The organism is Marinobacter bryozoorum (assembly GCF_023156245.1).
Classification (GTDB): domain Bacteria; phylum Pseudomonadota; class Gammaproteobacteria; order Pseudomonadales; family Oleiphilaceae; genus Marinobacter; species Marinobacter bryozoorum.
Window position 1 is genome coordinate 34,970 of the sequence record NZ_JAKZAH010000017.1, and the last position, 25,164, is coordinate 60,133.

Below are 25,164 nucleotides of genomic sequence, written 5' to 3' on the forward strand. Positions count from 1 at the left end.
AAACCCGTTACGGGGGCTTTCGCCCCCGCTGTCAACGCTGTCCGATGTTGGGTGTCGTCACCTCGACATCGCCGTTCTGTCCCCGCTGACGCAGGTAGTGGTCCATCAGCACAATGGCCATCATGGCCTCGGCGATCGGAGTTGCCCTTATGCCGACACAGGGGTCATGGCGGCCGGTGGTTACCACGTCAACCGGGTTGCCGTCCACATCAATACTCTGCCCCGGCAGCCGAAGGCTCGAGGTGGGCTTGAGGGCGATGCTGGCAACGATGGGCTGGCCCGAGGAGATTCCCCCCAGAACACCGCCGGCATGGTTGCTCAGGAAACCTTCGGGCGTCAGTTCGTCCCGGTGTTCGGTTCCCTTCTGGGTAACCGAATCGAAGCCGGCACCGATTTCCACGCCCTTGACCGCGTTGATACTCATCAGCGCATGGGCCAGGTCTGCATCGAGCCGGTCAAAGATGGGCTCCCCCAACCCAGGGGGCACGTTTTCTGCCACGACGTTGATGCGCGCACCGATGGAATTACCTTCCTTGCGTAAGGCGTCCATGTAGGCTTCCATTTCCGGCACCTTGCCAGCGTCCGGGCAGAAGAACGGGTTCTGGTGGACCTGGTCCCAGTCGAACGACTCCGCCTTGATCGGGCCCAGCTGGGACAGGTAGCCCCGGATACGGATACCGAGTCTCTGCTCCAGGTATTTCCGGGCCACGGCGCCTGCCGCAACGCGCATGGCGGTTTCGCGGGCGGAAGACCGGCCCCCGCCACGATAATCCCGCACGCCATACTTGTGCATGTAGGTGTAGTCAGCATGGGCCGGGCGAAACTGTTGTGCGATCTTCGAGTAGTCCTTGGACCGCTGGTCGGTATTTTCGATCAGCAGGCCGATGGGCGTCCCCGTGGTCTTGCCTTCGAACACGCCGGAAAGGATACGTACCTCATCCGCCTCCCGGCGCTGGGTGGTGTGGCGGGACGTACCGGGCTTGCGGCGGTCCAGGTCTTCCTGGAGGTCCGCTTCGGTCAGCTCCAGGCCCGGCGGGCAGCCGTCGATAATGCACCCCAGTGCCAGCCCGTGGCTCTCGCCAAAGGAGGTGACGGTAAACAGTTTTCCAAACGTATTTCCTGACATGATTCAGTATCTTGTATTTGAATGTTCAGATAGATTCTCAGGTATTCTCCAGACCTGACACCAGTTGCTCACGGGTCAGCAGGAACACGCCGTCGCCCCCGTTTTCGAACTCCAGCCAGGTGAAGGGTATCTGCGGATAGGCTGCATCCAGTGCATGCCAGCTGTTGCCTACTTCCACAATCAATAACCCACCAGGATTCAGGTGTTCAGCGGCCCGAGCCAGTATACGATGGGCAATGGCCAGGCCATCTTCTCCGGCTGCCAGTCCAAGCCTGGGTTCATGGTGATATTCGGCCGGCATATCAGAGAGGTCCTCGGCATCCACATAGGGAGGATTGCTCAGGATAACGTCGTAGCAACCGGTTATCTGATCAAGGACATCTGAACGCCTGGTCATGACGCGGTCCGCAATTTCGTGCAATTCGATATTGGATTCCGCAACCGTCAGTGCCTCTTCCGAGATATCTGACAAATCCACCACGGCTTCCGGAAAAACCGTGGCCGCGGCAATACCGATACAGCCACTACCGGTGCAAAGGTCCAGGATTCGCTCCACCGGGTGATCCGCCAACCAGGGCTGCAACCTTGCTTCCAGCAGCTCGGAAATCGGTGAACGGGGTACCAGCACGCGGCCATCTACATGGAATGGCAGCCCCATGAACCAGGCCTCACCAATCAGGTAGGCCACCGGGAGCCGTTCGTTGACACGCCGGTCGATCCGTTCAAGGATCAGTTGTCGTTCGTCCCGGGTCAGGCGAGCATCCAGGAACAGGGTATTGTTCTCCAGCGGCAGGTGCAGGCTACGCATCACCAGGAGTACCGCCTCGTCCCATACGTTGTCGGTACCATGGCCGTAATACAGGCCAGCCTCACTGAAGCGGGAAGCGGCGTAGCGCAGGTAGTCTCTTACGGTAATCAGGTCGTCAATGGGACGGGTCACTGCCGGGTCCTTCTGTCTGGCCGCACCGGGGCGGGGCGTGATTGGTTTCGCCGGATTATACGCGGATTCCCCGCCCCCGGCAGCCCCGGCTGTTGGCACCGGTAAAGACGCGCTGCCAGGGGTCCTACAGTGAAAGGGGCCCGGAACTGCTGCGGTTCTTCTCGAAGCGATCCAGCGCCGCGTGCATGCGTTCGCGGCCAATCTGGATCAGCTCCGGCGCCTTGTGGTAGTCGTAGGTACGCGAGGAATTCTTCGGCACGTTCACCAACAGGTCCGGCGGATAGCCGGCGAGCTTGTACTGCACCAGGGCGCTCTGCATGGTTTCGATGGTGAGGTTCATGATATCGAACTTGCCAATGCCCAGCTTTTCCCAGTTGATGGTCCCGGTCTCGGCCCAGGGATCCTGGCGGGAAGCCGGTTGCTCTTCCGCCTGTTCCCGTGCCTCTTCTTCCAGCTTTTCCTCCGGAGTCCCGTTATTGCCGGGCGCGGGATCCCGTCGGCCGCCGAAGCTTTTCAGCGCGTCCCAGTCAAACCACCGGGAGGCCTTGTCGCGGACCTTTCCGACCCACTCGTCCAGCTCACTGTCATCGCCGACCGGCTTAAAGGCCGCATCGGGGATACGCCGACCGGTATCGTCCTCGCCACTGAGGTTGACGGCAACGACCAGGTCCGCGTGTGCGGAGATGGTCGGCATGATGGGCAGCGGGTTCAGCAGGGCCCCATCCACCAGTACCCGGCCATTCATTACCACAGGAGTGATCAGGCCCGGGATAGCGATCGATGCGCGGATGGCCTGGTCCAGGGGTCCCTCCTGGAACCATATTTCCTTGTGGCCGAGAAGATCGGTGGCCACAGCCGTGTAAGCAAGTGGCAGGGTTTCTATGCGGGTGTCACCCAGCATCTCACGAACGACGGAAAAGACCTTTTCACCCCGGATCGCCCCCACCGAATTGAGGGTAACATCCAATAGCTTCAACACATCGAACTGGCCCAGTCCGGTCACCCAGTCCTTGTAGGCCTGGAGCTTGCCGGCGGCGTAGATACCGCCGATCAGCGCGCCCATTGAGCACCCCGAAATAGCGACGATGTCATAACCGCGCTCGCTGAGTACCTCGATAGCGCCGATATGGGCATAGCCCCGGGCGCCTCCCGACCCCAGGGCCAGGGCGACGGTTTTACGTTCTGGCTTGCCCCGTGCCTCCGCAGCGTCACCCCCGCCTACTGCACCGGCAGGCTCCGGGGTGCCTGACTGGGCGAGGGGCCTGGGCACTGGAATCTTACTCATTAAGGCTGCCTCCCTCCGGGGGCGTTATCACCAGGATTTCGATACGATTTTCCGGGCGTTCCGGCGTGGCAAAGCGCACCAGGGGACCGACCGCGTGAATCAGGTGCCTCGAACTGGATAACCCAGACCTGTCGAGCAGGTCCGACATGGTGTTGGCGGCCCGTTCCGCCCGGTCGACAGCTTCCTGGATGGTTTCGCCCTCCTCCAGGTTGGAAAAGCCCGCGATAACAATGCGACTGTCCGGATCCGAGGCCATATCATCCAGTACGCGACGGGTTTCACCGCCCCAGTCGAACCGAATGCTGATGCCACCCTCCCAGGGCACGATAACCGGCCCGGCAAGGCGGCTGCCCTTACCGTCGACACCCGGGAGCACCACGTCGTCTGCCAGTTGCAACTGCTCGAGCCACAGATATTCCCGCTCATTTCCCCGGGTCACCGTGTAAAGCACCACCAGCCAGCGCTGTCCGCCATTGTCCTCGAAGCCGGCTACCAGGTAATCCTGCTGGGCATCCCGGCCGTAAAGCGTGGCCTGGTCGAATACCTGGTTTGCCCATACATTACTGCGGCCGCATTCACGCCCGCCACACTGGAACAGGATACTGGCGTTGCGGGTCTGCAGCTGCTCCATATACCAGCGCCGGGCGTCCTGGCGGGTCACCCCTGGCTCCATCCGGAACAGTCGGCCAGTCCCCTTCACAGCCAGTCGCTCAGACCGCTCGGCCCGAAGTTCCGAACCCACTTCACGAATGGGACTGAGCATTACCCGGTAGGACGGGGACGCCAGGGTCCGTTCGCCTTCAAGCTCCGCCTGTGGGAAGTCCATGAGCACACGGGCCTGCGCAGGCGCCCAGGGCAACAGTGACAGCAGCAGTCCAAGGGCGAACCAGCGGGCGATAGAAAAACGTACAGATCCGGAAAGCATCACGTGCCTCAATTCTCACCCAGGAAGGTCCGTATACCCTCGGCAACGGGACTGATGTCCCCATCAAGGTGGCAATGGTGGCCGCCATCAATATCGAGACAGCGCACATCGCCCAGGGTTTCAAATCGCTTCTGCCAGCGGTCAAAGTTGGCCAGCAGGCCATGCTCAGCCCGTATCAGCATGGTGGGCGCCTCAATAGCCGCGACGAATGCCTGGACCTGCTCTTCGGTAAACATCATCACCGAGGGGTGTCGCAACCGTGGATCGGTGCGCCACCGCAGTCCCTCCGCTGTTTCGGTGAGGTTCCGGGACAGCAGTACCCTGGCGACGTCCTCCGAAAGCGGATTGCGGCCCCGTGTCCGCAGCTTCGCGGCTTCGTCCAGGCTGGCATAGGAGCTGCCGGCGCCGGATCCGTTCAGACGCTTGCTGATGCCACGGCGCAACTGACTGACAGCCTCTTCCGGGGCCTTCGAGATTGGCCCAAGACTGTCGATCATCACCAGCCGGCGCACCTTTTCTGGAAACGCTGCCGCAAACAGCATGGCAACGATGCCGCCAAGGGAATGCCCGACAAGGTCTACCGTGTCGTGCCCCGAGAAATGGTTGTCGAGTAGCTCCGCCACATCCGAGACATAGTCCGCCAGCATATAGCTTTGCCCTTGCGGCCGGTGGTCAGAGTGGCCATGCCCGGCGTGGTCAACTGCCCACACAGGACCGAGTTTGCGAAGTTCGGGTGCCAGGTAACAGAAGCTGAGACTGTTATCCAGCCAGCCGTGAAGCAGGATAACCGGTTTGTCGCCGGCTGCATCGTCGGACGCAGGCCAGTGCAAACCGGCCAGGGTCAGGTCTTTCAGGGGCCAGCTCACTTCAGAGAAGCCGGTTTCAGCTTCAGAAAGCGGCCCCGGTGACAGGGAAAGGTTCATGAATGCGGGTTAACCTCCAGCAGGAACGCCAGCACGAAGGGATCGGGCACTGACCGGCACCCCGGCACTGCCCTGCCCCCTCACATGGTGTGGGTGGGTCGGTCGGAACTGAGGGATCCGGCCAGGTACGCTTCGATCTTGGTGCGGGCGGTTTCATCTTCGCCATTAAACTGTACGCCGATGCCGGCAGCACGGTTGCCCTGGGCGCCCCTGGGGGTAATCCAGACCACCTTGCCCGCAACCGGGATCTTCTCCGGTTCGTCCATGAGGTTCAGCAACAGGAAAACTTCATCTCCCAGCTGGTATTGCTTCTGGGTGGGTATGAACAACCCGCCCTGGCGAATGTATGGCATGTAGGCCGCATACAGCACTGCCTTGTCCTTGATGGTCAGGGTCAGAATACCGCTTCGCGCGCCAAAACCAGGACCCATGGTCGTCCTCCAGCTGTTATCGTTATTACAGATTACCGGTAATGCCGCTGCAGCCACACTACCGTCGGGATGCTAGCCAGCACCGCCAGCCCGGCGCTCAAAGAGCCGCAGCTCAGCCCGCTGAGCGCTTCCTTACCGGCATCAACCCCCGCCACTGAACCAGCAGGCGGTCGGTCTCCAGTTCCGGACTGACATTATTCACCAGTGCGCGCCTCGAGTCGCGGATTGCGTCCACAAGTTGGTGCGCGCGCCAGGGTGGATTCGAGGTTGCCAGGTATCGTACCACCTCGACGATACCCGGGTCGCGGGCGTCACCGCCGGCCATGACCCGGGCCAGGTCGTTGGCCCAGGCTTCCATCAGGTTCAGTGTCGCCTCAAGGCCCAGGTCCCGGAAGGTCCGGGCCGCTGCAGCCACAGTAATCGCACCCTTCATGAACTGTCGAAATGCCTCCAGGGCCGCGTCCCGCCTGGTCAAGAAATCACTGTCGAGTAATTCGAGGGCCAGTCGTGGCGCGCCACCGGCCAGGTGCAGGGCAAGGGCCTGGCGATCTGTGTCTGGCGCCTGCTCCCGGCTCGCCAGTTCGGCAGCGAGCCAGCCTGTGGCCTCTTCTGCCCTGGGGGTGGCCAGGGGCAGCACCCGACAGCGGGAGCGAATGGTGGGTAACACCGGCCGGCCGGTTTCCTGCAGGAGCAACAGAACCACATCTGAAGCGGGCTCTTCCAAGGTTTTCAGCAACGCATTGGCAGCATTGATATTGAGCTGATCGGCCCTGTCCACGATAGCCACTTTTATGCCAGCTACCTGTGGCGACGCTACAGCGAACTGCGACAAGGCCCTTACCTGGTCAATACGGATCATGCGGGACTTTTCAGGCTGGTAGACCCGGATATCCGGGTGGGACTCCCCTGCCACCAGCAGACACTGCCGGCACTCGCCACAGGGTGAACGCATCCCCGGTGTACGCCGGTCGCAGACCAGCAGCGCTGCTATACACTCGGCAAGGTGGCGTTTACCTACCCCCCGTTCACCAGTGACAAGGCTGGCGTGGGGCAGTCGCCCCTGATCCAGGGCTTGCCCGAATTGTTCCAGTACCGGCATCAGCCAGGGCATGTCGGTCACAGCAGGTTCCTGATCAGGACGGGCGATGGGCAGGTTCAGCGGAATGCTTGCCTGCGGACCCGTAAGTGGTGGATCGTCGTTTCAGCTCGCGCCGGATTTGCGACAGCCGCCGGCGCATAGGACGCACATCGGTCGCCCGGTGGCGCTGGCGTCCCGGTCGCGCTCGGGCACCCGTGCCATAGTAATGATTGTTCAGGTCCCGGGCAAAGGCCCGTGCCACCGGTCCAGCGGAAGGCGCCTGCTCCTCTGTCATGGTGGCCAACTGCAGGGGGGTTGCGCCTGCGGGCACGGTGACACCCCGTTGCCGCAACACTTGGCCCCAGCGAGCAACCAGCACCCTGGCAGGATCACTGTGCCGCCCCCCTCCATGGCGCAGTGCGGCTATCATCGCTGCAATCAGCAGTGCCACGCCGACCAGTCCGGCGGTCACATAACCCAGTTCCTTGAGTCCGATATTACCCGGCAGGCGACTCATCAGGTCCATCTGGGACTGCCCCTGGTATCCGACTACCCAGCGTTGCCAGTTATAGTTGATCCGGTCCATCTGCAGGCTGATCCACTGCACCAACGCCAGGTCGCCGTATCGCTGGGGGGACGTCCAGTTATCCTCGAGGAATGAGCCTTCCTCCGCCATGGCCTCCCGCAGGCCTGACTCAATCCGCTGGGGTGCAATGGCTGCCGTTGGATCCAGCCGCACCCAGCCCCGACTTTCAATCCATGCCTCAACCCAGGCATGGGCATCATACTGGCGGACAATCAGATAGGCCTCGTCAGCACCGGACGAGCCGCCCTGGTAACCGGCGACCACCCGGGCCGGAATGCCTGCCGCCCTCAGCAGGAAAGTCATGGCGCTGGCGTAATGGGCACAGAAGCCCCGTTGGGCATCAAACAACAGGGTATCCACCGGGTCTTCCGGCATGGTGGGAGGGCGCAGGGTATAATAGTACGGTTGCTCCCGGAACCGGTTCAGCACCGAATTGGCGAACGCCAGGTCTGATTGCGCCTGCCGGGCCAACTCACTGGCCAGCTCACGGCTGCGCTGGTTACCGGATGGCGGCAGCTGCAAGTAACGGCGTCGCTGCCCCGGGGACAGTGCAGCGGCGTCCCCCGCCTCCGCCCCCAGCGCCATCCGGTAACGAATGGACGTATCGGCAGGCCGCTCAAGCCGGAAAAGCCCCCCCGGTACCTTTGCAATATTGCCGGATACCGCCCTGGAATTGTCCAGGGCATAGACCCAGCGCTGGCCTGAGGCCTCCATCAACACGTCGTATTCATTGGGTGCCAGGCCTTCAAGTCCCGCATCACGATCCACCCGACCCAGCCGGCGGTAGGACTCCTGCTGCCACTGGCTCCAGGTGTGCCCGTCAAAGCGGTCAAGGATCAGCCCTCGCCAGTAGCGCTCCCGGTGCTCCGGCATCTCGCCGCCAAAGCTCACCCGAAACGCCCGTTCGCTGCTCTGGGCGAGGCTGGAAATGTCTCCCGGCGTCATGGAATCCGAGAGGCCGGTGCGTGCCTGCTCCGACACCAGGGGCACACTCCACAGCGGTGCCATACGAGGGAAAAATACGAACAAGGCGATAACAACCGGTAGGGTCTTGAGCAGCATGCCCCCCAGGCGCCGGAGTCCGCGAAAGCCGCCGTGCCGGCTTTCTGCGGGGGTGTGCAGCAACTGCAGGGCTACCAGGATCACCACCACACCGGTCACGGTAACCAGCGACCAGCCGATGCCCTGGCGGAACAGGAAGTTCACTGTCGCCAGGTACACCAGGATGAAGAACACTACAAAGAAGTCCCGCCGGTTAGCGGTTTCCAGCCACTTGAGTCCCACAGCGAGCACAAAGAATGACGCCGCCGTATCAACGCTGAAGCGGCCTTGCACAGTGGCAATATAAACGGCAATCAGACTGGCCATGACCCCGAGGCGGAGCCAGCGCCCCGGCAATCGAACCCGGCCCACCTGTGCCAGCCACCGCCAGCCGGCCAGGGCCAGGCAGGCAGCAATCAGCCAGACAGGAAGGCGGTCCCACTGGGGCAGTAATAATAATGCGAAGCCACAAAGCAGCCAAAGCAGTGCACGGGTTGGCAGCAGCGAAACAGCCGACATCACAGCCCACCCTCCCCGCCCGGAGGTGTGCGTTGCCAGGCGCCCAGGGCACGCAGACACTGGCGCCGGTGATTGGCGCCCTGGTCCGGCTCAATGGTCAAACCGGGCAAGCGTAACCCCCAGGACTCACCGGCCTGGTCCCTGTCCAGCACCAGGGCAGCGAGGTAACTCAGCCGAAGCTCATGGTCGACACCGGGAAAGCCATCAAAATCCAGCCATTGCGGACTACCCTGCTCCCCCTGCCAGTCTGCCACGGCCATCTCTCCATTGCGGGAGTAACGCTTCCAGTCCACCCGGGCGCTCAGGTCACCTTCCCGCCAGGGGCGAAGCTCCACCTGGTCCTGGCCCTGGCTGACCGAGACAGCGTCGCTGTCACCGGCTTCGACGCTGCCCTCGGGAGCCCGGGGCGGCATGACTGGCCGGGGGTAAACCAAAGCGGGTGTCGCCGGACGCAGCCAGGACCAGGCCACCAGCAGGCCAAAGGGAAAACGGGTCTCCACCCTTACCCGCTCTGGTAGCAGGAAACCTCTCTCACGACTGGGCACCTCGAGGGCGCCTTCGATGCGGTCGTGGGCCGGTACGGACAAGGTCACGACGCTACCGGCCTCGTTTCCCAGGTCGATCGACGTTGCCTCATGGGCGGATTGCAGCGCAAAGCGAAAAACAATGGGTTCTCCGGCAAAGCCTTCCCCGGCCTTGAGCAAGGCGAGCTCGAGACCACTGAGGTTGTTGTGGGTCTGGTGCATCGCTGCAACGAACAGCGCCCCAAGCAGGAACGTAAGCAGGTAGATCAGGCTGTTCTGGTAATTGATACCCGTGAGCAGCATAACCACCAGCAACAGGCCGAACACCATCCCGGCGGACGTTGGCAGTATATAGATTGAACGACGATCAAACTGACGCTGGTCATCCAGGGGGATTCGGCGGTTTATCCAGCTTCGCCAGCGCTTGCGGATCTTTGATCGGGTGGTGGAAAACAATGGACTCTTCACCATGGCCAACGGACTGTATTGAAGCGGAATTCCCCTGGCTGCCGGGTTACAGGCTCAGGGTGGATATAGGGTATCATGCACAGTCCATTTTCCTGTCAGGTTAACGGATGTCGAACCGCGTCTCTGTGCCACCGTCCCGAATTGCCGACTTCGTCACTGCCCTTGCCGGGCTCAACGGATTCGTGTGCCTGGGAACCGGGCGCGGTCGCAGCCGTCGATACAGTGCCCTACCCGAGCGTCGGTGGCCGCTATCCACCGACAACTCGGTGTTTGGCCAGTCGGTAACGCAAATTATCGAAAGTCACCGGCACATCGCCGCCGGCACAGGCCGGTCCGGATTTGTTGCCGGTACCCTGTTTTACGATGCCGGGCGCCATACGGTTCCTGGCTTTCGTAGCCTTAAACCTTCACCAGAGTCCGTTGGCTGGGCAGGGCTCTACCTTTGGCGGCTCGAGGTCACGCGGGATGAATCCCTGGAGACACCGGCCACACTGCTTTTTGACCCGGCATGCCCTCCGGCTGTCCGTAGCCAGGTGATGGCATTACTGGACAAGCCTCGCCCTGCAGTCGCCGGCAACGAGTTCCGCATGACCACTCACTTCCACGCCAGCGGAACGCCTGAGCAATACCGCCGCGGTGTGGGCCGTGTGCTTGGATACATCCAGGCCGGCGACTGCTATCAGGCCAATTTGTCCCAGCAGTTCGTGGGCAGGTTCGAAGGCTCCCCCTGGCATGCCTGGCAAGCCCTGGCAGACGCGATCCCCGTTCCCCATGGTGGCTACCTGGATGCCGGTCCATGGCAGTTGCTCAGTGTGTCACCGGAGCTGTTCCTGGAAATCGACGACAACCGGGTCACCAGCAAGCCCATCAAGGGCACCAGGCCCCGCAGCCAGGATCCGGAAACCGACCAGGCGCTGGTCAGGGACCTGGTTTCAAACACCAAGGATCGGGCCGAAAACCTGATGATCGTTGATCTCATACGAAATGACCTGTCTCATTTCTGCCAACCCTTCTCGGTAAGGGTACCCCGGTTGTTTTCGGTGGAAAGCTACCGTAACGTCCATCAGCTGGTCAGCACCGTCACCGGCACGCTGAAACCTGACACCACGCCCTTTGAAGCCTTTCTGAGCGCCTTCCCGGGAGGGTCCATCACAGGCGCCCCCAAACGGCGGGCAATGGAGATCATTGACGAGCTTGAGCCCCACGGGCGGGGACCCTATTGCGGCAGTCTGTTCTGGTGGGATGCGGATAACCGGCTGGAAAGCAATATCGCCATTCGCAGCCTGCAGACATTCACTGACGGTACCATCCGGGCGTGGGCCGGGTGCGGCATCGTTGCGGATTCAGACCCGGAAGACGAGTATCAGGAATCCATGAGCAAGATCCAGAGCCTGCTGGACACACTGGAAGGGCTTGGCTGTCCGGACGGTGAAACCGGCAGCACCTGACGCTGTGCCCGGGTGCTGCCGTGACCGCTGTGTTCAGTATCAGTATCGGTTGCTGAGGGACAGGAACGTGTTCCTGAGCTCGTCAAAGTCGTGTACCGCCGGGAACTGCGGAAACTCGTCAATCACGTTCCGGGGTGCATGGAACAGGATGCCACCTTCTGCCTGGGTCAGCATGGTGGTGTCGTTGTAGGAGTCACCGGCAGCAATCACCCGATAGTTCAGCAACTGGAAGGCCCGCACTGACTGGCGCTTGGGGTCGCGCTGGCGCAGCAGGTAGTCCGTGATACGGCCGTTCTCATCCACTTCCAGCTTGTGACACAGCAGTGTGGGGTAACCCAGCTTTTTCATCAGCGGCATGGCAAACTCATAGAAGGTATCCGACAGGATAACGACCTGGAAGCGCTCCCGCAGCCAATCCAGGAACTCCCGGGCGCCGGGCAGCGGGTCCAGTTCACCGATAACCTCCTGGATGGCTGGCAGGCCATAGCCATGCTCGTCCAGGATGCGCAGTCGCTGCTTCATCAGCACGTCGTAATCAGGAATATCCCGGGTGGTGGCCTTGAGCTCTTCAATACCGGTTTTTTCCGCAAAGGCAATCCAGATTTCCGGGATCAGTACTCCCTCAAGATCAAGGCACGCAAGTTCCACAGTGGTCTCCTGTCAGTCGCCGGCTGGCGGCAATGGGATTAATAGCGAGTAGCGCGGCTATGATAGAAAAAACCGGCGGTGAATGCACCGTCCGTCGTATCAGATTGGTGAGCGCTCCGGCGGCTGATATAACCTTATGATTGCAGATTACTTCAGTACCCTTCGTTCTGGTGATAAATTGACGCCCTTATCGAATGAAACATCCAGCAAACTCTCCAGTAAATAGCATCCACCGGAGTCGCTCCGGGCGATGATCTGCAAGGGAATATATGTCCGATGGGCGAGATTGAACAATTACAGCACGAACTGGACGGACAAAGTCCCCGCGCCATCCTAAAGGCCGCCCTGGCCCGCTACGATGAGATCGCCATCTCCTTCAGTGGTGCCGAGGATGTCGCATTGATCGAGATGGCCCACAAACTTACTGACCGGCTTCGGGTGTTTTCCCTGGATACCGGGCGACTGCACCCGGAAACTTATGACTTCTTCGAGCGGGTGCGCAAGCACTATGGTATCGACATCGAGTTCCAGTTTCCGGACGCAGGCGCCGTACAGTCACTGGTAACCGAAAAAGGCCTGTTCAGTTTCTACGAGGATGGTCATGGGGAATGCTGCGGCATACGCAAGGTGGAGCCCCTGCGTCGCAAGCTGAAAACCCTGGATGCCTGGGTTACCGGCCAGCGCCGGGACCAGAGCCCGGGCACCCGCAATGAGGTGCCTGTGGTACAGCCAGACGATGCCTTCGAAGGCCGCAGCGGTGAACTGGTGAAGTTCAACCCGTTGGCCAACTGGACCTCAAAGGAAGTCTGGGACTATATCCGCATCTCCGAGGCACCCTACAACAAGCTTCACGAGCGTGGCTTTGTCAGTATTGGCTGCCAGCCCTGCACCCGCCCTGTACTGCCCGGCCAGCACGAGCGGGAAGGCCGCTGGTGGTGGGAAGAAGCCACCCAGAAAGAGTGCGGGCTGCACGCCGGCAACCTGATTGCCAGCGACGTTCACAGCAGCTGACAGTAAACAACGCCCGGGAGCTGCCCGGTCAGTAGACCGGCAGCTCCACGTCCCGAAACAGATCCTCTATTTCCTGCCGGCTGCCCTGATGGGCCACCGCCTCGTTCACCATGTCCTTTGTCAGGTGCGGGGCAAACCTTTCCATAAAATCGTACATATAACCCCGCAGGAAAGTACCTTTACGGAATCCGAGCCGGGTGATGCTGGGGCGGAACAGCTTACTGGCATCCAGCGCCACCAGGTCAGAATCTGCCTCCGGGTCATAGGCCATGGAAGCAATGATGCCCACCCCAAGCCCGAGCCGGACATAGGTCTTGATGACATCTGCATCGGCAGCGGTGAACACCACCTTGGGCTCCAGCCCCTCCGTCTGGAAGGCCTCATCAAGCTTTGAGCGACCAGTGAACCCGAACACATAGGTGACCAGTGGGTGCTGCGCCAGTTCCGGCAGGGTCAGTTCCGACAACTGGGTTAACGGGTGGTCCCGGGGCACTATCACACAGCGATTCCAGCGATAGCAAGGCATCATGATCAGGTCGTTAAACAGCTCCATGGCCTCTGTGGCAATAGCGAAGTCCACCGCCCCATTGGCGGCCATCTCGGAGATCTGCATGGGTGTACCCTGGTGCATGTGCAGCGAGACCTCGGGGTAGGCCTCGATGAAACCATGGATTACCGGTGGCAAGGCATAGCGGGCCTGGGTATGGGTAGTGGCAATGCTGAGATCTCCCTTGCGCTGGTTCGAGAACTCCTGGGCGATCTTCTTGATGCCCTCCACCCGCCGCAGGATTTCCCCTGCCTCCCGGATAATGGTCTCCCCGCCTGGCGTAATCCGGGTCAGGTGCTTGCCACTTCTGGCGAATACCTCAAGACCCAGTTCATCCTCAAGCAGCCGGATCTGCTTGGAGATGCCGGGCTGCGACGTAAACAGGCTCTGCGCCGTGGCAGAAACATTGAGGTCGTGATGAGCCACTTCCCAGATATAACGAAGTTGCTGTAGTTTCATTGATCCTTTCGCTCCCTAAGCGGATGCAGGACATTGCGCCCTGCCACCGGCTATGCGTCACGGTTTTGTCAGTATTGTTACCAGAATACGCATAAAAATGCTTGTTTTCATTCTTTTTAAGAATAGAGAGTGCACAGATACTTAGTGTAGCCCATATACCGCAAATGCAAGTGTTGTGCAGGCCACATAACGATCATTGAATAATTCGACGAAACGGCGGCAGCGCATCCAGCAATAACTGGCCATAGCGGCGGCTGACAATGCGCCGGTCAAGAATGGAGACCCGACCGGTGTCCGACTCGGTACGCAACAACCGGCCCACTGCCTGCACCAGTTTGACCGAGGCGTCCGGTACTGTAATTTCCATGAACGGATTTCCGCCCCGGCTGGTGACCCACTCCGCCAGACTGGCTTCGATGGGGTCGTCCGGCACCGAGAACGGCAGCCGCGTGATGACGACGTGATCCAGGTAACGCCCTGGCAGGTCAATGCCCTCGGCAAAGCTGGCCACGCCAAACAGTACTGAAGGCTTGCCGGCGTCTACCCGCTCACAGTGATGACGCAGCACCTCACCCTTGGCCATATCGTCCTGGGTGGTGATCAGCCCTGGGTGGTCCGGTGCCAGCCGGTCCCGAACCGCATTCATCTGCCGGCGGGAGGTGAACAGCACCAGGGTCGCCTTTTCCGTTGCCCATAACTCCGGCAGCCGCTGTACAAGGGCCGCCGTAAAACCTTCCGTGTCCGTAGGCAGGGCATTCATGGGCGGGACCTCCACCGTTGCCATTTCGCCGTAACGGAAGGAGCTGGGCACCACCAGGTAACGGCTATCGGCAGGCAGCCCCGCCCTTGACCGTAACCGGTCAAACCGGCCCAGGGCCGTCAGGGTTGCGCTGGTAAGCACCGCACCATGGGCCCGGGACCAGAGCCGGGAGTAAAGCAGGTTGTCCGCCAGGACCGGGCTGCTATACAGCGTGACCTCTTCGGCATGGTCCCAGCGCTGGCGTACTGCCCAACGAGCCGGTGGCGGTGGCCGGTAGCCGGGCTTGTCGCCCTCCGACTCCGGCGCCGGCGCCTCGCACCAGGCTGCCCAGAGTCGGGACTGGTCCTCTGCGCGGGCATGGAAACTGCCAATGACCGGGTACCAGGCCTCTGCGGTGTCCCGGTCAAGCTCATGGTCCTTGCGCTCATCAAAGCCCTTCTGAAGTTCGTCCGCCACAGTACCAAGGTGACGAACCAGTGCCGCCGTTGCAGCACGGGTTTCCGTCGCCAGTGCGAGCATCTGCTGGGGCAGTTCGCCTTCCGGGTACCGCCATTGTGCCGTACGACGCTCATCGGAAAACTCCCACTGAATGCTGTCCAGCAGGTGGTCCTGAACCCGGTTCAGGCAATCCTCCAGCTGGCGCGACGCCTCCGAAACCTTCTCGATGGTACGCCCGGCCGCCGTCGACGGCGGCAGCCAGGGCTGAATCTTGACCAGTGCCTGGCCCAGCTGTTTGAGCCACTGCCGGGTGCTGTTCAGTGGAACCGACGCGGCAAAGTGATTGAGCGCCTTGCCCGGCAGGTGATGGGCCTCGTCAAACACATACAGGGCATTTTCTGGTTCCGGCAGTATGGCCCCACCACCGAGGGCCAGGTCAGCGAGTACCAGGTCGTGATTTGCCACCACCACATCGGCGGTTTCCAGTCCCTTGCGGGCGTCGAAGAACGCACAGTTGTCGAAATAGGCGCAGTGGCGGTTGGTGCACTGGCGGTGGTCCGTAGTGACCTGGCGCCAGATCTCATCGGGAATGGTGGTCGGCCAGTGATCCCGGTCACCGTCCCATTGCCGGGCGCCGTACTGGCCGAGGAGTTCCTCGAAGAACTTGCGGGTACCGGGTTCCTGCTCCCTGCCCTCATCCAGCAGGAACAGCGGCATGGTATCGCTGTCACCATGGCCTTCATCCTGCAGGCGGGTTTCCAGGCGGGACAGGCACAGATAACGCCCCCGCCCCTTGGCCAGGGTCCATTCGAATTTCAGTCGGGTATGCTTTTCCAGGTCCGGCAGGTCCTTGGAGATGATCTGGTCCTGCAGGGCCACGGTCGCCGTCGAGATGACCAGGGTCTTGCCCAGGGCCCGAGCCACCGGAATGGCCGCAATCAGGTATCCCAGTGTTTTGCCGGTACCGGTGCCCGCTTCCACCACACAGGCCGCCGGCGCCGAGGTACGCTTGCTGTCATCCTCGGTGATGTCCCCCATATAACGGGCGATTTCGGCAATCATCAGGCGTTGGCCATAGCGGGCCCGGATGCCCTTGCCTGCAAGTACATCACGGTAGGCCTGCTGGATTTCGGCTTTGACGTCTTCGCTCAGAGGCATTAGCGCGGGCTGCTCCAGTCACGGACCACACCTACCCTGAAGCGTTGGCCGTCCATACTCAGCTCCACACCTTCTTCGGTAATCCTTTCCACTCGCAGCGGCCCCAGCGTGTCTCCCGAACGGAGGTAACGGTTGTTGATCATGACGCTCCGGGAGGACGGTTGGGAGGAATACACGTGGCTGTTGAAAACCAGGTCCGGCACCTGACGTTGAAACGCCGTCGGCAGCTCGACCAGGTGCGGAACCCGCCCTTCCCAGGGTGTCGGGGCGTAGGCCTTGTCACTGCCATCGGGACTGGTGGGACGAATAGTTGGCACGATAACCGTCGGTGCTTCATCCAGGGTATCCAGCACCACCACCCCGGCGTCGCTTACGCTTCCCGTAGCCTCGGCAATCTCTGCCGGCTCCCCGGCCTCCGCTGGCTCACGGTCCACGGCGTCGCCCGCGGTACCCTCTTCTGACAGGCCGGCCGGCTCGGCAACCGTGGCTGCCCGGCTCTGCTCTCCAGGTCGGTCACTGCCTGCGGACACCGGTGTTTCCGGGCTTGTCGCGGACTGCATCAAACCGACGCTAGGCCACAACAGCACAGCGAGCACCACCGCGTTCAGCGCAAGGGCTATGGCCAGCCAAGCCAGCGCAGGAATGCCCCGGCGACGGCGGCGGTGGATCATACGCACCTGTTGCCCAAGGTCAGGTACACGTCCCTGATTGCGCTCGGACTCGGATTTTTTCAGTGCTTCGAGAATATAGGACATGGCTCTGCCTAACCCGCTCCTTCCCTGGCTGCCTGGCTGGACTCCACCGGAGCAGCCAGGGTGCCATTACCAGGAACCAGCCGCGGTACTCCGGCATCCAGGTCATTGCTCATCTGGATCAGAGTCATGGCCCCCACCACGCCATCCTGCTCCAGGCCCTTGACCTTCTGGTACCAGCGCACCTGTTCATTCCGGATCATACGGCTGACCCGGTCTATTTCGCTATTGTCGCTGGCGTGCAGACCTACCAGTTGCATCATCCGCGCACTGAGCCAGACGCCCTTCCGGTTCTGACTGGGAAGCTCTGAAGGGTCGCCCTCCCAGGCCATGTACGGGGGCAACTGCCAGAGCACCGAAAACTGGCCGTACCAGTAATCTTCCAGCTCGTCGAAGGATACGTTGAAGGTTCCGTCGGCCGTAGCGACCGTGGCGATGTCGCCCCGCAGCTTTAACAGGGTGACGTAGCCACGCTCGCCTTGCGGCCCCCGCAGCTCCAGCACGGCGGGACGGTTGATGTCTTCCATGCTGCGCCGGCTACCCTGGCGATGCAGGCAGCGTAAGCCGGCCGCGTCGGCGTAGTCACAGGCAAACGGATAGCCAGACCGGTCCCAGTCGTAGCCCCACAACTGGAACAGGCCATCATAGGCTTCGGCGGTGGTCATGGTGTGTTCCTGATAACGGAAGCTGGCCAGTTCCGGCTCATCCGCTCCGGTGGCCGGTGCGTCTGCGCGCTCGACCGTTCCTGAGACTACCGGCTCTTGCTCGGCTTCAGAGCCGCCCCCGGTAGGGCTTCCATCATCTCCGTCAAGGTCGTCCCCAGCGGCAACGGCTTCGTCCGCAAGCGCCCCTTCCGTGACCGTCTCCGTCTCACTGGCCAGCCCCGGGCCAGCCCCACCTTGCCGCTGATCCAGCACCGCCCAGGCTGCAATTGCCAGCGCCGCCAATACTGCTGCCGCGGTTACCAATCGAAGCACAGGTGAGACCGGCCCACTTCGAGGCTCGGTGGCCAGTCCACCCACCTCCCTTGCCGCCGCACGGATATGGCGCGGCTCAATATGCTGGACACCTTCACTGTATGCACCCAGAAGTGCCCGGTCACTGATCAGGTTGATCAGTCGGGGGATGCCATGACTCTTGCGATACAACAGCCTGGTGGTGCCTGGACTGAATAGCTCCATTTTTACCCCGGCCACCCCCAGACGGTAATGGAGATAAGCCGGAAGTTCATCCTTCTCAAGGGACTCCAGGTGGTACCGAGCAGTGACACGCTGGTTGAGCTGACGCAGCTCCGGACGGTCGAGTATGCCTTTCAGTTCCGGCTGCCCCAGCAGGACAATCTGCAACAGCTTCTTCTCAGCGGTTTCCAGGTTGGTCAGTAGTCGCAGTTGCTCCAGGACTTCCGCCGACAGGTTCTGGGCTTCATCGATCATCAGCACCTGGTGACGTCCCCGGGCATGGGCATCGAGCAGGTGTTGGTTGATGCCATCAATCAGGTATTTGATGGTGGCATTGTCAGCATAGGCAACGCCCAGCTCGTCACAAAACGCAGCCAGTAGTTCACGGGCAGAGAGCCTGGGGTTAAGGATCAGGGCTATGTCTACATGCCCGGGAACATTCTCGATAAAGCAGCGACTGACGGTGGTCTTGCCGGTACCCACCTCGCCAGTGATAACAACGAAGCCACCCTGCCCCTGAACCCCATACATCAGGTGAGCCAGGGCCTCCTTGTGGCGCTCGCTGAGATACAGATATCGGGGATCCGGCGCGATGGAAAACGGCGGCTCCCGAAATCCGAAGAAGTCGTAGTACATGAAGGTCCAGTCAGCTGACAGCCGGTGTTGCCGGGCCCATCCTTTTCAGTCGAAGGCCCACGTTATCTCTTCGCCCATAATACCGTCGGCGGTTGTTTACTGTCACCATGGCACACCGACGGGTTCACTTTACGGAGCCGAATATCCGGCGCGATCAGAAGTCGTCCAGCATCAGGTCATCCTCTCCACCACTGGTGAAGGGATCTGAGGTCACTTTGCCATCGTTGATCAGAAACTCTCGCCGTTGCAGGTAGGCATTACGTACGAACACATAGCTGTCGCCCGAGACAAACCCTTCCGCTGACAACAGCTCAGCCCGCTTATCCACGATATTCAGACCCAGCGCATAGTAGCGGTCCGGACTCTCGGCATAGTCTCGCAGGGACGGGAAAACCAGGCTGTCGGTCGCGATACCCGTGAAGCCACGGGGCGACGACGGGCCCAGAAACGGCAACATAAGGTAGGGGCCAGACCCCACGCCCCAGTAGCCCAGGGTTTGTCCGAAATCCTCCGGGCGCTCTGGCAGGTCAAAGGCCGTTGCCACGTCGAACAGCCCCCCCAGACCAAACACGGTGTTGTAGGTAAACCGTCCCGCGGCCACCACCGCATGCTCACCCTTCAGCTGTAACACGCTGTTGATGAAGTTGCGGACCTCGGTGAGGTTGTTGAAGAAGTTGGTCACTGCCCGGTCCGCGAAAGTGGGCATGACAAACTGATAACCCTCGGCAACCGGCCTCAGCACCCAGTCGTCCACGGTCCGGTTGAACGCGAAAACCTCACGGTTCCATGATTCCCAGGGGTCGCGGGCATCCGATCTGCCGGCCTCGGTATAAACCAGCTGTTCGGACTGGCCTGCCTGGTCCGCTGACTGCTCCTCCGGGGAGGATGCGCACCCGGCCAGCAGCAGGACGCCAAGGGCTGATGTCATAACGGCTTTGGATATTTCACAAGACATGGTGGTTCCTGATTGGCCAGTGGTTATCCAGTAGTTCGTCCCTGTCCGGGCATCGGATCAGCGCTTGCGCACCACGACGCTACCAATCGAGTAACCTGCGCCAAAGGAGCAAATCACCCCCAGGTCACCGGCCGTAAAATCGCCCTTGTGCTGGTGGTAGGCAATAACCGACCCGGCAGAGCTGGTATTGGCATACTCATCCAGGATGACCGGCGCTTCCTCGGTGGTGGCCTCCCGGCCCAGTACCCGCTTTGAAATCAACTGGTTCATGTTCAGGTTCGCCTGGTGCAACCACATACGCCGCAAATTCTCCGCCTTCAGGGACAGGCTGTCGAGATGGCTGACGATCAGCTCGGCCACCATCGGCGAAACCTCCTTGAACACCTTGCGACCCTGCTGCACAAACAACTTGTCCGGCTTGCCAATACCATTCTCGTCACCACGGTTCAGGAAACCGAAGTTGTTACGAATGTTATTGGAGAAGCGGGTTTTCAGGCGGGTGCCCAGAATCTCGAAGCCCTGCCCCGCTGCCACCTGGTCATCGCGCTCCACCAGCACTGCGGTGCAGGCATCACCGAAGATGAAATGGCTGTCGCGATCGCGGAAGTTGAGGTGGCCGGAGCAGATCTCCGGACTGATCACCAGGACAGCCCGGGCCGTCCCGTTTTCAACCGCGTTGGCAGCTGCCTGGATACCAAAGGTTGCCGAGCTGCAGGCCACGTTCATGTCATAGGCAAAGCCGTCGATACCCAGGGCCTCCTGGACTTCAATGGCAACGGCAGGATAGGCCCGCTGCAAATTGGAGCAGGCCACGATAACAGCGTCCACATCTTCCGGGGTGCGTCCAGCCTGGGCCAGCGCCTCACGGGCCGCGGCCACGGACATGTCACACTGAATGGAGGGCTCATCGTTACTGCGCTCCGGAAGGCGCGGACACATCCGTTCCGGGTCCAGGATACCGTCCTTGTCCATGACATGGCGGCTCTTGATACCTGACGCCTTTTCAATAAAGTCCACGGCAGAAGGCTGCAGGGGCTCCACTTCGCCGCTGGCGATGGCTTCTGCATTGCGTTCGTTGTGCAGCTCGACATAACGATTAAAGGAAGCCACCAGCTCTTCATTGCTGATGGAAGCGGGCGGAGTATACAACCCGGTACCGGTGATAATGGCGGTGATGCTCACGAAGGACCCCGACTGTTCTGGAGATTATTGTGGACAGCTATCCTGCAGGCTAAGTATGACGTGCGACGCATCCCTGTCCGATAATTAGCGGAGATATTATCACAAACCCCGGATTCCGGTCCCTACCCCATAACGGAAAGGTAAAGCGGGCCAGCAGCGGGTTATGGCGCAGTACCAGCCGGTACTTACTGGCGAACTTCGGCCCACTGACGGTCCAGTCTCTTCACCGATACCGGCATGGTGGTGCCCAGCTGCTGGGCGAACCAGGACACGCGGAACTCTTCGAGCATCCATCGGTAAAGGATCAGTTCCGGGTCCGATATGCCCTGCCTGCGATGCTGCTCGTACTTTTGCTGGTAGCGCCCCCACAGTGACTCGATGGCATGCAAGAACTCCCGTTCACGCCCCATCTCCCGGGGCATCTTCTCCAGCCGGATGTCCGCCGCCTCGAAATAGCGGGGAAAGCAGGCCAGCCATTGCGGTGGCGTCGCCACCAGGAACCCCGGGTACACCAGCTGCTCCATCTGGAACTTCAGGTCTGCCATGCTGTTGGCAATGGCCAGGTTGATCTTGCCCTTGAGCTGTTTCATCACCCGGTGGTGGCCCTGCATGAGTTGGTGAAGCTGTTCGTCCGCCTGCTCGAGGGCCGGCAGGAAATCGCCGCGCCCTGCATCATAGACCTTGTCAAAGTCCCCAGCGCTGCGGGGCAGCGAGCCTTGTGCCTGCCCTGGCGCCCCCAGGAAGTGGTTAGCCGCATTGGCAAGCAGGAAGTCGTCCAGCAGCACCCGGGCCTGGCCAACCGGTGCAAACATCAGGGCGGATTGCCGAAAACGGGCCAGCCGAGCGTCGATGCGATCCAGGACACTTCCGAGCCGGTTCAGCAACAGGCGGGCCAGGGCAATGCGGTGACTTTCGGCAGCGGTTAATGGGTCCAGGAAGCGGGTTTCGCGAACCTCGCCCCCGAGATCCTCCAGCGCCGGGTAGACGGTAACCTGCATACCGCCCCGATCGGTATGAACCGACGGTGGCAGGGTACCGAACTGCCAGTCCGTTGCCTGCACCCGGTCTGCCTTGCCCTCGGCTTCGTCTGCCTGGCTGAGGGCTTGCTCGGCCTGCTTCTCCAGCTTCTTCTGCAACAAACCCGGATCACGGCCCTGGGCCAGCACCTTGCCACCTTCCCCGAATACCTTGAGGTTCATGCGCAGGTGCCGGGGCAGTTCCTCCGTGGGCCAGTCCTCCGGCGCAATGCGTACACCGGTCATCCGGCGAAGCTGATCCGCGAGGACTTCGGTCAGCGGCAAGTTGGACGGTGTCATGTTCTGCAGTGCTGCATCGACGAAGTCCGGCACCGGTACAAAGTTGCGACGGACCGCCTTCGGCAGCCCCTTCACCAGCGCGATACATTTCTCTCGCACCAATCCGGGTACCAGCCAGTCCAGGCGATGCCCCGGCAACTGCTTCAGGGCCATTACCGGTACCTGGATAGTCACGCCATCATCGTCCCCGGTGGGCTCGAACTCATAGCTCAGGGGGTACTTTGCCCCTTCCCACTCCAGCTCGTCCGGGTACTGTTCCAGCTCGTTATAGTCCAGGTCCCGCTGCAGGATATCCTTCTCGGTCAACTCCATGGACTTCAGGTCCGGGGCCGACAGGGACTTCCACCAGCTTTCAAAATGACGGCCGCTGACAATCCCTGCTGGCAGGCGTTCGTTATAGAACGCAAACAGCTGTTCGTCATCAACCAGCAGGTCCCGCCGTCGGGTCTTGTTCTCCAGGTTCTCGACGGTATCCAGCAGCTCCCGGTTACGGGCAATAAAGGGCGCCCTTGTACGGTAGTCCCCCTCCACCAGGGCTCGACGAATAAACAGTTCGCGGCAAGCGGCAGGATCTACCTTGGCGTAGGGCACCCTGCGCTGACTGACCACATCCAGGCCATAGAGGCTGACCCTCTCGAAAGCCATGACCTGGGCCCGTTTCTGCTCCCAGTGGGGCTCCGAGTAATGGCGCTTGACCACATGCTCACCCAGCGGCTCGACCCAGTCCGGCTCGATTTTCGCCACCATGCGCGCAAATACACGGCTGGTTTCCACGATCTCTGCTGCCACGATCCATTTGGGCGCGGTCTTGGCCACCCTGGAGCCGGGGAACAGAAATACCTTGCGGTTACGGGTAGCCAGGTACTCCTTTTTTTCCAGCTTGGTGGCCACCTGGCCCAGCAAGCCCGCCAGCACCGCTTTATGAACGGCATCGTAGCCAGCGGAATCCCGGTTCAGGGTGAACTTCTGTTCCCGGCAAATCAGGGTGAGCTGGCGATGAATGTCCCGCCATTCCCTCATTCGCATGTAGGACAGGAACTGCTTCTTGCAGTATTTGCTGAGCTGGTTGCCAGACAGCTCCTGGCGCTGCTCCTCGAAATGGTTCCAGAGATTGAGCAGGCTGACAAAGTCCGATTCCTTATCGTTCCACTGGCTGTGCGCCTGGTCCGCCGCCTGCTGCTTTTCCTGTGGCCGCTCCCGCGGGTCCTGCACACTGAGCCCGGCGATAATAACCAGTAACTCCGCCAGGCTGCCCAGCTCACTGGCCGCTACCAGCATTCGTGCCAGGCGCGGGTCCAGCGGTAGTCGGGCCATGGTGCGGCCGAGGCCGGTAATACGGCGCTTGCCGGAAACCGCGCCCAGTTCTTCCAGTAACTTGTAGCCGTCGTTGATCTGACGATTGTCCGGCGCTTCCAGGAACGGAAAATGACGAATGTCTCCCAGCCCCAGGGTCACCATCTGCAGGATGACGGATGCCAGGTTGGTGCGAAGAATCTCCGGGTCAGTGAACTCGTCGCGGCTGACGAAATCCTGCTCGTCATAGAGCCGGAAACAGATACCCGGCGCCACCCGCCCACAGCGTCCTGACCTCTGATTGGCACTGGCCTGGGATATTGCCTCTACTGGCAGCCGCTGGATTTTCGACCGAACCGAATAACGGCTGATCCGGGCCACACCGGTATCAATCACGTAACGAATACCAGGAACCGTGAGGGAGGTTTCTGCCACGTTGGTGGCCAGCACAATGCGCCGCCCCCGGTGGGGCTGGAATACCCGGTTTTGTTCCTTCGTACTCAGGCGCGAATAAAGCGGAAGTACCTCTGTATGGCGCAGCTCCGCATGGCGAAGCTGTTTGCTGAGTGCACGGATTTCACCCTCTCCGGGCAGGAATACCAACACGTCCCCCGGCGGTTTTTTCTCGGCCCGCTCGTGGTCCTCGATTTCCTCCAGCGCCGACACCACGGCATCGCCCCAGCCCAGGTCCCGTTCGTCCGCATCGCCGGTCATCGGGCGATAGCGCACTTCCACCGAGTAGGTACGGCCCGAAACCTCGATTACCGGAGCTTTGTGAAAGTACTCACTGAACCGTTCCACCTCGATGGTGGCTGAGGTGATGATCACCTTGAGGTCCGGCCGTTTCGGCAACAGCTGCTTCAGGTAGCCCAGCAGGAAGTCGATATTGAGGCTGCGCTCGTGGGCCTCGTCGATAATGATGGTGTCGTAGGCATCCAGGAACCGGTCATGCTGGACTTCAGCCAGCAGGATACCATCTGTCATCACCTTGAGCCGGGTGTCCTCGTTACTGGTATCCGTAAAACGGACCTGGTAGCCCACCTGACTGCCCTGCTTTGGGCCCAGCTCCTCTGCGATCCGTCCTGCAACGGTGCGTGCTGCGATTCGCCGGGGTTGGGTGTGCCCCACCAGGCCACGGGTGCCGCGACCGGCATTCAGGCAGATCTTGGGTAGCTGGGTTGTTTTACCCGAGCCGGTTTCACCGGCCACGATGATGACCTGGTGTTCCTCCAGCGCACGGGTGATGTCCTCCACGCGGTCAGATACCGGCAATCCGTCCGGGTAGCTTGCCGGCGTGTGTGCCTGGCGGCGGGATTCGACCCTGGCCAGCCCCTCATTCAGCCAGCGATTGATTCGTCCCAGTTGCTGATGGTCAGGCTTGTTCCGGGTCTTGGCCAGCAGCCTCAGAATACGGGCGGTTTCCCGCTGATTGCAGTCGCCAAGCTGACGACGCACCTGATCCACGCTCAACAGGGTGCTTGCGTCCGGAGTGTCCTTGTCGGAGGGGGTGTTGCTCATGGATAGTCCGGTTGGTGAG

19 protein-coding genes are annotated in these 25,164 nt (G+C 61.1%); 2 read left to right on the forward strand and 17 right to left on the reverse strand.

Annotated features, from left to right (window positions below; genetic code table 11):
- Positions 1-31: 31 nt before the first annotated feature.
- From aroC to MLC59_RS11035, 9 genes are all read right to left on the reverse strand, one after another.
- Entirely contained in the window at positions 32-1,126 is a 1,095-nt protein-coding gene (gene aroC / locus MLC59_RS10995) for a chorismate synthase (protein ID WP_248234251.1), read from the reverse strand.
- Positions 1,127-1,163: 37 nt separating this feature from the next.
- Positions 1,164-2,066 carry a 50S ribosomal protein L3 N(5)-glutamine methyltransferase gene (prmB, locus tag MLC59_RS11000; protein WP_248234254.1) on the reverse strand — a complete coding sequence of 301 codons (903 nt, stop codon included), beginning with the start codon at positions 2,064-2,066 and terminating at the stop codon, positions 1,164-1,166.
- A 124-nt stretch (positions 2,067-2,190) separates the two neighbouring features.
- Positions 2,191-3,351: a patatin-like phospholipase family protein gene (locus tag MLC59_RS11005; protein WP_248234256.1), complete on the reverse strand. Its 1,161-nt coding sequence runs from the start codon at positions 3,349-3,351 to the stop codon at positions 2,191-2,193.
- Positions 3,344-4,276 (reverse strand): DUF4892 domain-containing protein, encoded by a 933-nt coding sequence (locus tag MLC59_RS11010; protein ID WP_248234260.1) that lies wholly within the window; start codon positions 4,274-4,276, stop codon positions 3,344-3,346. Before MLC59_RS11010 ends, MLC59_RS11005 begins: the two co-directional genes overlap by 8 nt.
- Positions 4,277-4,284: 8 nt before the next feature.
- The gene (locus tag MLC59_RS11015) at positions 4,285-5,199 is read right to left on the reverse strand and encodes an alpha/beta fold hydrolase (RefSeq protein ID WP_248234262.1); all 915 of its coding nucleotides are present in this window, start codon (positions 5,197-5,199) and stop codon (positions 4,285-4,287) included.
- A gap of 80 nt (positions 5,200-5,279) precedes the next feature.
- Positions 5,280-5,630 carry a PilZ domain-containing protein gene (locus tag MLC59_RS11020; protein ID WP_091850305.1) on the reverse strand — a complete coding sequence of 117 codons (351 nt, stop codon included), beginning with the start codon at positions 5,628-5,630 and terminating at the stop codon, positions 5,280-5,282.
- A gap of 112 nt (positions 5,631-5,742) precedes the next feature.
- Positions 5,743-6,741 (reverse strand): DNA polymerase III subunit delta', encoded by a 999-nt coding sequence (gene holB / locus MLC59_RS11025; RefSeq protein ID WP_248234329.1) that lies wholly within the window; start codon positions 6,739-6,741, stop codon positions 5,743-5,745.
- A gap of 22 nt (positions 6,742-6,763) precedes the next feature.
- Entirely contained in the window at positions 6,764-8,854 is a 2,091-nt protein-coding gene (locus tag MLC59_RS11030) for a transglutaminase TgpA family protein (protein WP_248234265.1), read from the reverse strand.
- Positions 8,854-9,834 (reverse strand): DUF58 domain-containing protein, encoded by a 981-nt coding sequence (locus MLC59_RS11035; RefSeq protein WP_248234270.1) that lies wholly within the window; start codon positions 9,832-9,834, stop codon positions 8,854-8,856. Before MLC59_RS11035 ends, MLC59_RS11030 begins: the two co-directional genes overlap by 1 nt.
- A gap of 119 nt (positions 9,835-9,953) precedes the next feature.
- Between MLC59_RS11035 and pabB the strand changes: the two genes are divergently transcribed.
- Positions 9,954-11,294: an aminodeoxychorismate synthase component I gene (pabB, locus tag MLC59_RS11040; protein ID WP_248234272.1), complete on the forward strand. Its 1,341-nt coding sequence runs from the start codon at positions 9,954-9,956 to the stop codon at positions 11,292-11,294.
- A gap of 39 nt (positions 11,295-11,333) precedes the next feature.
- Here pabB and thrH read toward each other — a convergent pair whose 3' ends face one another.
- Entirely contained in the window at positions 11,334-11,942 is a 609-nt protein-coding gene (gene thrH / locus MLC59_RS11045) for a bifunctional phosphoserine phosphatase/homoserine phosphotransferase ThrH (protein WP_248234274.1), read from the reverse strand.
- Between the two features lie 276 nt (positions 11,943-12,218).
- Between thrH and MLC59_RS11050 the strand changes: the two genes are divergently transcribed.
- The gene (locus MLC59_RS11050) at positions 12,219-12,953 is read left to right on the forward strand and encodes a phosphoadenylyl-sulfate reductase (RefSeq protein ID WP_248234276.1); all 735 of its coding nucleotides are present in this window, start codon (positions 12,219-12,221) and stop codon (positions 12,951-12,953) included.
- Positions 12,954-12,981: 28 nt separating this feature from the next.
- On the opposite strand, the gene cysB is transcribed toward MLC59_RS11050, so the two are convergent.
- The 7 genes from cysB to hrpA form a co-directional block, all read right to left on the reverse strand.
- On the reverse strand, positions 12,982-13,959 hold the full coding sequence (gene cysB / locus MLC59_RS11055; protein ID WP_248234278.1) for an HTH-type transcriptional regulator CysB: 978 nt from the start codon (positions 13,957-13,959) through the stop codon (positions 12,982-12,984).
- A 193-nt stretch (positions 13,960-14,152) separates the two neighbouring features.
- A complete protein-coding gene (gene dinG / locus MLC59_RS11060; protein WP_248234281.1) occupies positions 14,153-16,315 on the reverse strand; it encodes an ATP-dependent DNA helicase DinG in 2,163 nt (720 codons plus the stop codon).
- A complete protein-coding gene (locus MLC59_RS11065) occupies positions 16,315-17,070 on the reverse strand; it encodes a general secretion pathway protein GspB (protein WP_248234283.1) in 756 nt (251 codons plus the stop codon). Before MLC59_RS11065 ends, dinG begins: the two co-directional genes overlap by 1 nt.
- An 8-nt stretch (positions 17,071-17,078) precedes the next feature.
- Positions 17,079-18,881 (reverse strand): ExeA family protein, encoded by a 1,803-nt coding sequence (locus MLC59_RS11070; protein WP_248234285.1) that lies wholly within the window; start codon positions 18,879-18,881, stop codon positions 17,079-17,081.
- Between the two features lie 154 nt (positions 18,882-19,035).
- Positions 19,036-19,836 carry an MlaA family lipoprotein gene (locus tag MLC59_RS11075; protein ID WP_248234288.1) on the reverse strand — a complete coding sequence of 267 codons (801 nt, stop codon included), beginning with the start codon at positions 19,834-19,836 and terminating at the stop codon, positions 19,036-19,038.
- A gap of 57 nt (positions 19,837-19,893) precedes the next feature.
- Positions 19,894-21,012, reverse strand: coding sequence for a beta-ketoacyl-ACP synthase III (locus MLC59_RS11080; protein ID WP_248234330.1), 1,119 nt, complete (start codon positions 21,010-21,012; stop codon positions 19,894-19,896).
- Between the two features lie 191 nt (positions 21,013-21,203).
- A complete protein-coding gene (gene hrpA, locus MLC59_RS11085; protein ID WP_282450956.1) occupies positions 21,204-25,145 on the reverse strand; it encodes an ATP-dependent RNA helicase HrpA in 3,942 nt (1,313 codons plus the stop codon).
- Positions 25,146-25,164 lie beyond the last annotated feature (19 nt).